The organism is Pseudomonas sp. Sample_9 (genome assembly GCF_004307535.1).
Lineage (GTDB): Bacteria > Pseudomonadota > Gammaproteobacteria > Pseudomonadales > Pseudomonadaceae > Aquipseudomonas > Aquipseudomonas mercuritolerans.
The window spans coordinates 1-5,265 of record NZ_RAZO01000233.1 but is presented as its reverse complement, the minus strand read 5'-3'; the positions used below and the strand labels follow the sequence as shown (position 1 = coordinate 5,265).

Annotated in this window: 5 protein-coding genes and 1 pseudogene; 4 read left to right on the top strand and 2 right to left on the bottom strand. The window is 63.2% G+C overall.

The genetic code is table 11. From position 1 onward, the window contains the following. Positions 1–371: 371 nt before the first annotated feature. Both waaA and D6877_RS13490 read right to left on the bottom strand, forming a co-directional pair. Entirely contained in the window at positions 372–1,646 is a 1,275-nt protein-coding gene (gene waaA, locus D6877_RS13495) for a lipid IV(A) 3-deoxy-D-manno-octulosonic acid transferase (RefSeq protein ID WP_130911114.1), read from the bottom strand. Positions 1,647–1,657: 11 nt separating this feature from the next. Next, a complete protein-coding gene (locus D6877_RS13490) occupies positions 1,658–2,554 on the bottom strand; it encodes a LysR family transcriptional regulator (RefSeq protein ID WP_130911113.1) in 897 nt (298 codons plus the stop codon). 107 nt (positions 2,555–2,661) lie between these two features. On the opposite strand from D6877_RS13490, the gene D6877_RS13485 reads away from it, so the two are divergent. From D6877_RS13485 to D6877_RS13470, 4 genes and pseudogenes are all read left to right on the top strand, one after another. Further along, the gene (locus D6877_RS13485; RefSeq protein WP_016771980.1) at positions 2,662–2,994 is read left to right on the top strand and encodes a multidrug efflux SMR transporter; all 333 of its coding nucleotides are present in this window, start codon (positions 2,662–2,664) and stop codon (positions 2,992–2,994) included. 117 nt (positions 2,995–3,111) lie between these two features. After that, positions 3,112–4,287 (top strand): FAD-dependent oxidoreductase, encoded by a 1,176-nt coding sequence (locus D6877_RS13480; RefSeq protein WP_130911112.1) that lies wholly within the window; start codon positions 3,112–3,114, stop codon positions 4,285–4,287. Next, the gene (locus D6877_RS13475) at positions 4,284–5,096 is read left to right on the top strand and encodes an aldo/keto reductase (RefSeq protein WP_130911111.1); all 813 of its coding nucleotides are present in this window, start codon (positions 4,284–4,286) and stop codon (positions 5,094–5,096) included. The genes D6877_RS13480 and D6877_RS13475 overlap by 4 nt, the downstream gene beginning before the upstream one ends. Before the next feature lie 32 nt (positions 5,097–5,128). Then, positions 5,129–5,265 (top strand): annotated as a pseudogene (locus D6877_RS13470) (metal ABC transporter ATPase); the annotation flags it as partial.

Here is a 5,265-nt window from a genome sequence, read left to right as displayed (position 1 = left end):
ACCGCGCTGAATGGTTTTGGGGCTGCTTCGCAACCCAGCGGGGATAAATCCCCTCACCACAGTAAGGCCGGACCATAAACAATCTGGAATGAATCCCCTGTGGCGAGGGGATTTATCCCCGTCCGGCTGCGCAGCAGTCGTGAATCCGGCTTGTCAGATCTGACTGAATCACCGCGCTGAATGGTCTTGGGGCCGCTTCGCAACCCAGCGGGGATAAATCCCTGTGGCGAGGGGATTTATCCCCGTCCGGCTGCGCAGCAGTCGTAAATCCTGCTTGCCAGATCTGACTGAATCACCGCGCTGAATGGTTTCGGGGCTGCTTCGCAACCCAGCGGGGATAAATCCCCTCACCACAGTAATATTCCAGGCGACTATTGGATCAGCCGCGCCAAGCCATCCAGCAAGCGCTGCAACGCGCCCTGATTGCGGCGCATCACCGCCAGCCCGGCCTCGGCCATGCGCTGCGCATCACGCGGCAGTTCGAACAAGCGCTGCACCTCGACTGCGAGGCCTTCGGCATCATCCACTTCGGCCAACGCCCCGGCTTCGCGCAATTGCGCGGCGATATCGAGGAAGTTGAACAGGTGTGGGCCGCTGAGTACCGGTTTCGCCAGCGCGGCGGGTTCAAGCAGGTTGTGCCCGCCATTCGGCACCAGACTGCCGCCGACAAATGCGCTGTCGGCCAGGGCATAGAGAAACAGCAGTTCGCCCATGGTGTCGCCGAGCAGCACGCGCGTCTGCGCATCGACATTGGCCCCGGTCGAGCGACGTACCGTGGCGAAACCTTCGCGCTGGCACAGCTCGAACACCGAATTGAAGCGCTCGGGATGACGCGGTACCAGAATCAGCAACGCATCGGGATGGCTGGCAAGCAATCGACGATGGGCGTCAAGCACCACTTCGTCTTCGCCTTCGTGAGTGCTCGCGGCGATCCACACGGGTCGATCCTGTGCCTGCCACTGGCTACGCAATTCGGTAGCACGCTGCAGCAATTGCGGGTCGATGGTCAGGTCGAACTTGATCGAGCCGGTGACTTCAACCGTCTCCGGGCGCGCGCCGAGATCGCGGAAGCGCTGGGCCTCGGCTTCGGTCTGCACAGCGAACAGGCTCATCTCAGCCAGCATCGGCGCGGTCAATTTACTGAAGCGACCATAACCGCGTGCCGAGCGCTCGGACAGTCGCCCATTGGCCAAGGCCACCGGAATTCCGCGCTTGGCACATTGATGAATATGGTTGGGCCACAGCTCGGTTTCCATGATCACCGCAAGTTTCGGCTGCACGCGATCAAGAAAACGCGCCGCCGCACACGGCAAGTCGTACGGCAAATAACAGTGCTGCATGCGCGGCTCGTTGGCGAACAGTGCCTGAATCCGCTCCGAACCGGTCGGGGTCATGCAGGTCACGGTGATCGGCAGCGCCGGATAGCGTTCCAGCAGCGCGCGGATCATCGGCGCGGCGGCAATGCTTTCGCCCACCGATACCGCGTGCACCCAAATGCCGCCGGGCTGCAAGGTCGGCATGCCAAGAGTAAAGCGCTCGCCAATGCGCTTGGCATACGCCGGCGCCTTGCGCGCGCGCAGCCACAGCCGAATCGCCACCAATGGCAGCCCCAGGTAAAACAGCGCGGTGTAGAGAGTTCTATTCATGGCGGCGGAGTTTATCGGCTTTTGTCGCCGATCGCCCGCAAGTGCACGGCAAAACGTTCCGCCAGCCAGCGCGCGGCCGGGCCGAGCGGTTCGTCGCGGCGCCAGACCAGTTCCACCACCAGCGCTGGCGGCGTCCATTCGCTGTCGAGCTCAATCATCTGGCCTTGATACGCCGAGTACTGCACAACGTGGCGCGGCAACCACGCCCAGCCGAGATCGCGCACCAGCCATTCGGACATCACGTAAAAGCTGTCGGCGCGCCACACCTGCGGGCTGGCCGGCTCGTTGCCGGGATAGACGCTGGTCTGCGTCGACATCAGCAGTTGCCGGTGCTGCGCCAGTTGCTCGCACGTCACGTAAGCCTGCTGCGCCAGCGGATGATTGACGCCGCAGACCGTGAGCATTTCGACGCGGCCAAGCACGCGGCGCTCAAGGGCTTCGGGGATTTCATCGTGATAGAACAGCAGGCCGAGATCAGCGCGACGCTCGACCAGTTTGCGCGCGACTTCGCCTTGGGCGGCGCTGGTCAGTTGCACTTCCAGGCTGGGAAACTGCTCGGCCAGTTCGCCGAAACTTTCCACCAGCGCCTGATACGGCATCGCCTCGTCCTGAGCCACCCGCAACTGCGCCTCCTGGCCACGTAGCATGGCCATGGCGCGACCATTGAGGCGCTCGCACTGGCGCAACACTTCCCGCGCTTCTTCCAGCAACGCCGCGCCAGCCTCGGTGAGCATCGGCTGCCGACCGCTGCTGCGCTCGAACAGGCTCACGCCCAAATCCTCCTCGAGCATCGCAACAGCGCTGCTGATCGCCGATTGCGCCTTGCGTTGTCGGCGCGCCACAGCGGAAAACGATCGCTGTTCTGCAACGTCGACAAATACCCGCAGCTGCTCGAGATTCCATTGCATGCTTGCTACAACCCATCTTCAGAACAGATAGGTAATGACTTTACCCCATCTGAGCAGTCCCTAGAATGTCACCTCAGCAAGCAACGATTTATTTGAGGATCGAAACCATGAACGCCTACGTCTATCTGGCCATCGCCATCTGCGCCGAAGTGATCGCCACCGTTTCGATGAAAGCGGTCAAGGGCTTCAGCACGCCGCTGCCGCTGATTCTGGTGATTGTCGGCTATGGGATCGCATTCTGGATGCTGACGCTGGTGGTGCGCACCGTACCGGTGGGCGTTGCCTACGCGGTCTGGGCGGGGATGGGCATTGTCATGGTCAGCGTCGCCGCTCTGTTCATTTACGGGCAGAAGCTCGACGTACCGGCGATGCTGGGGATGGCGTTGATCGTGCTGGGGGTCGTCGTGATTCAGCTGTTTTCGAAAACCGCCGGGCATTAAAAAGCAGCAGCAAGCTTCAAGCGGCAAGCCGCAAGCATTGCTGATTTGCTGGTCCGGGTTGCAGCTTGCAGCTTGAAGCTTGAAACTTGCGGCTTCTTCAAGCTCCGAGGTCGCTGCATGCCATCCGTTATTTCCACCGACGTTCTGATTGTCGGCGCTGGTGTCGCCGGCCTCTGGCTGAATGCGCGCCTGCGCGGTCAGGGTTTTTCGACCGTGCTGGTGGAAAGCGCCAGCCTCGGTGGCGGGCAGAGCGTGAAGTCCCAGGGCATCATCCATGGCGGCGCCAAGTACGCGCTGCACGGCGCGCTGACTGGCGCCTCGGAAGCCATCGCCGATATGCCGCGACGCTGGCGCGAGGCGCTGGCCGGCAATGGCGAGCTGGATCTGTCTGGCGTACGCCTGCTGTCCGAAGCGCATTACCTGTGGTCGCCGGGCACGCTGGCCGGCAACCTGACCAGTTTCTTCGCCAGCAAAGCCGTGCGTGGCCGGGTCGATCAGGTCAAGGGCGATGAACTGCCGCCGGCCCTGCAAGACAAGCGCTTCAAGGGCAAGGTCTATCGCCTCGCCGAACTGGTGGTCGACGTGCCGAGCCTGATCCAGCGTCTGGCCGAGCTGGCCGGCGACGGTCTGCTCGCCGGTCAGGTCATCGAGCCGCTGCTGGAAGCCGGTGTGCTGGTCGGCCTGAAAGTCGATGGGCGTGAGATCCGCGCCCAGCGCATCGTCCTCAGTGCTGGCGCCGGCACGGCCGAACTGCTCGAAGCGTTGGGCCTCAGTCGCCCGGCCATGCAGCGCCGACCACTGCACATGATCCTCGCCAAAGGTCCCGGTTTGAAACCGCTGTACGCGCACTGCCTGGGCGGCGGCACCAAGCCGCGCATCACCGTGACCACGCACCCGGCGGCTGATGGCCAGTGGGTCTGGTACATGGGCGGCGACATCGCCGAAAGCGAAGGCGTGGCCCGCGATCCGGCGGAACAGATCGCCACCGCGCAAAAGGAAATCGCCCAGTTGCTGCCGTGGATCGACCTCAGCACCACGCAATGGGCGACCCTGCGCGTCGACCGCGCCGAGCCGCTGCAGACCGGCCTGACCCGCCCGGACAACGCGTTCCTCGCCGAGGAAGGTCGCTTGCTCGTCGGCTGGCCGACCAAACTGGCACTGGCGCCGGACTTCGCCGACCGCGTCATCGCTTCGTTGCAACACGACGGCATCCAGCCGCAGGCGACTGAACCGCTGCCGCCGCTGCCGAAACCACCGCTCGGTGTACCCGCGTGGGAGCAACTGCTGCCATGACCATCGCCACCCTGCACGAACTGCATCGCCCGCTGGGCAGCACCGGTCTGTCGGTGTCGCCGCTGGGTCTGGGCACGGTCAAACTCGGCCGCGACCAAGGGGTGAAATACCCCAACGGCTTTCAGATCCCCGGCGATGACGAGGCGCGCATGCTGCTGCGCCAGGCGCGGGATCTGGGCATCAACCTGATCGACACCGCACCGGCCTATGGTCGCAGTGAAGAACGCCTCGGCCCGCTGCTACGCGGCCAGCGACAGGATTGGGTGATTGTCAGCAAGGTCGGCGAAGAGTTTGCCGATGGCCTGTCGCACCACGACTTCAGCGCTGCGCACACGCGAATGTCGGTCGAGCGCAGCCTGCAACGTCTGGAAACGGATTTCATCGATCTGGTCCTCGTGCACTCGGACGGCAACGACATGGCCATCCTTGAGCACGAAGAGGTCTACGCCACCCTCGCGGCGCTGAAGACCGAGGGCAAGATTCGCGGCTTCGGTTTTTCCGGGAAAACCGTCGAAGGTGGGCTGAAAGCGCTGGAGCAAGGCGACTGCGCGATGGTCACCTACAATCTGAACGAACAAAACGAAAAGGCGGTCATTGACTATGCTGCTGCCCACGGCAAAGCGATTCTGGTGAAAAAAGCCTTGGCCAGCGGTCATGTCTGTCTGAGTCCGGGAGTCGATCCGGTGCGCGCCAGCTTCGAGTTGCTGTTCACTCATCCCGGCGTCGCCAGTGCTATTGTCGGCACAATCAATCCGCTGCACCTCGCCCATAACGTAGCGACCGTTGCCCAGGTCCTGCGTAGTCACTGACGCCGCCCCGCGGCCTTAAGCCAGGAGCCGATATGCCGCGCACGCTCATCCGCAAGAACCCGAGCAACTTCAAGACGCTGCCGCTGTTCGTCGATGCCACACCCGAAGGCCTGAGCTATCAGAGCGTCGGCATGCCGCTGAACTTCGCCCAGACCCTGCAACGGCGCAA

Coding starts and splice junctions, on each gene's coding strand:
- D6877_RS13490 (WP_130911113.1), bottom strand. CDS start 2,554: ATGCAATGGAATCTCGAGCAGCTGCGGGTATTTGTCGACGTTGCAGAA.
- D6877_RS13475 (WP_130911111.1), top strand. CDS start 4,284: ATGACCATCGCCACCCTGCACGAACTGCATCGCCCGCTGGGCAGCACC.
- D6877_RS13485 (WP_016771980.1), top strand. CDS start 2,662: ATGAACGCCTACGTCTATCTGGCCATCGCCATCTGCGCCGAAGTGATC.
- waaA (WP_130911114.1), bottom strand. CDS start 1,646: ATGAATAGAACTCTCTACACCGCGCTGTTTTACCTGGGGCTGCCATTG.
- D6877_RS13480 (WP_130911112.1), top strand. CDS start 3,112: ATGCCATCCGTTATTTCCACCGACGTTCTGATTGTCGGCGCTGGTGTC.